The sequence below is a fragment of the Roseovarius salis genome, assembly GCF_044472985.1.
GTDB lineage: Bacteria > Pseudomonadota > Alphaproteobacteria > Rhodobacterales > Rhodobacteraceae > Roseovarius > Roseovarius salis.
This window is the reverse complement of the sequence record NZ_JBISDG010000087.1, coordinates 1-2394: the sequence shown is the minus strand read 5'-3', so window position 1 is coordinate 2394 and position 2394 is coordinate 1. Positions and strand designations below refer to the sequence as shown.

General features: G+C 69.1%; 2 protein-coding genes. Both read left to right on the top strand.

Annotation, left to right across the window (positions count from 1 at the left end; genetic code table 11):
• The coding region (locus ACH13J_RS18215) for a polyprenyl synthetase family protein (protein WP_397544762.1) at positions 1–305 on the top strand (305 nt) is incomplete at its 5' end.
• Between the two features lie 36 nt (positions 306–341).
• Positions 342–2270 carry a 1-deoxy-D-xylulose-5-phosphate synthase gene (dxs, locus tag ACH13J_RS18210; RefSeq protein ID WP_397544761.1) on the top strand — a complete coding sequence of 643 codons (1929 nt, stop codon included), beginning with the start codon at positions 342–344 and terminating at the stop codon, positions 2268–2270.
• Positions 2271–2394 lie beyond the last annotated feature (124 nt).

The following is a 2394-nucleotide window of genomic DNA, read 5'->3' as shown; positions in this document are numbered from 1 at the left end:
CGGGCGCGCGCATGGCCGGCGCCGACACGGCTGCGCTGGCCGCCTATGCGCGCGCCCTCGGGCTGGCCTTCCAGATACAGGATGACGTGATCGACGCTACGGGCGACGCCCGCGCCGTTGGCAAGGCGGTGGGCAAGGACGCGGCCGCGGGCAAGGCCACTTTCGTTTCGCATCTCGGGCTCGACGGGGCGAAGCGCCGCGCCGCCGCCCTTGTCGAACAGGCCGCCGACGCTCTATCTCTGTATGGTCAGGAGGCGGAGACCTTGCGGCGGCTTGCCCGGTTCGTTATCTCCCGCCAATCCTGACGCGGAGTCAGTGTGCGCCGGAAAAAGGGGACACTCTTGTCAGATCGCCCGCATACCCCCCTTCTGGACCAGGTGAACAGCCCGGCCGACCTCAAGCGTCTCAGCGATCCCCAGCTGTCCCAGCTGGCCCAGGAGCTGCGCGCCGAAACGATCTCGGCGGTGTCCGAGACGGGCGGCCATCTGGGGGCCGGACTCGGGGTGGTGGAACTCACCGTCGCGCTGCACCACGTCTTCGACACGCCGCGCGACAAGCTCATATGGGACGTCAGCCACCAGTGCTATCCCCACAAGATCCTTACCGGCCGGCGCGACCGCATCCGCACGATCCGACAGGCCGGCGGGCTGTCGGGCTTCACAAAACGTGCCGAGTCGCCCTACGACCCGTTCGGCGCGGCGCATTCCTCGACCTCGATAAGCGCGGCACTCGGATTTGCCGTGGCGCGCGATCTCGGGGGCGCCTGCGACACGGGGCACGGCGATGCCATCGCCGTGATCGGCGACGGCGCGATGAGCGCGGGAATGGCGTTCGAGGCCATGAACAACGCCGGGGCGCTCGGCAAGCGCCTGATCGTCATCCTGAACGACAACGAGATGTCGATCGCCCCTCCGGTCGGGGCGTTGTCCGCCTACCTGTCGCGGCTTTACGCCGGCGCCCCGTTCCAGGAGTTCAAGGCCGCGGCCAAGGGGGCCGTCTCGCTCCTGCCCGGACCGTTCCAGGAGGGCGCGCGCCGCGCCAAGGAGATGCTCAAGGGCATGACCGTGGGCGGCACCCTCTTCGAGGAACTCGGCTTTTCCTATGTCGGGCCGATCGACGGCCACGACATGGGCCAGCTGCTGCCGGTGCTGCGCACCGTCCGGGCGCGTGCCACCGGCCCGATCCTCATCCACGCCATCACCCGGAAGGGCAAGGGCTATGCACCGGCGGAGGACGCCAGCGACGGTGGCCATGCGCGGGCCAGGTTCGACGTCTCCACGGGCGAGCAGAAAAAGGCGCCGTCGAATGCGCCGAGCTACACCAAGGTTTTCGCCAACGCCCTGATCGATGCGGCCGCCCGCGACGACCGCATCTGCGCGATCACCGCTGCCATGCCGGATGGCACCGGGCTCGATCTCTTCGACAAGCGCTACCCCTCGCGCTGTTTCGACGTGGGCATCGCCGAGCAGCACGCCGTGACCTTTGCCGGCGGTCTGGCGGCGGGGGGCATGAAACCCTTCTGCGCGCTCTACTCCACCTTCCTGCAGCGCGGCTACGACCAGGTGGTGCACGATATCGCCATACAGGGCCTGCCGGTGCGTTTCGCCATCGACCGGGCGGGACTCGTCGGGGCGGATGGTCCCACGCATGCCGGCGCGTTCGATGTCGCCTACCTGACCTGCCTGCCGGGATTGACCGTCATGGCGGCGGCCGACGAGGCCGAGCTTGTGCACATGGTCGCCACCGCCGCGGCGCATGACACGGGGCCCATTGCCTTCCGCTACCCCCGTGGCGAGGGCGAGGGGGCCGAGATGCCCGAGCGCGGCGAGGTGCTCGCGATCGGCAAGGGGCGCATCGTGACCGAGGGCAAGCGCGTGGCGATCCTGTCCTTCGGCACGCGCCTTGGCGAGGTGCGCAAGGCGCGCGAGGCGCTGATGCAGAAGGGAATCACCCCCACGATCGCGGACGCCCGCTTTGCCAAGCCGCTGGACGAGGCGCTGATCCTCGACCTTGCGGCCCGGCACGAGGCGCTGATCACGATCGAGGAAGGGTCGATCGGCGGCTTCGGTAGCCACGTGGCACAGCTGCTGGCGGAAAACGGGGTGTTCGACACGGGGCTGAAATACCGCTCGATGGTCCTGCCGGATGTCTTCATCGACCAGGCCAGGCCCGAAGAGATGTACGCCACCGCCCGGCTGAGCGCCCCGCATATCGAGGCAAAGGTTCTCGAAACCTTGGGGATTGCGCAGCTGGAGGACAAGCGCGCCTGACAGGCCGTCCCGGCGTGGCCGCTCGCCCGCTGCCCGGTATCGGCGGATGGTTCTTCTTGGTCGAAATACCCCGGGGGAGTCGCGCCGCCGGCGCGACGGGGGCAGCGCCCCCGCCCACGTCTCA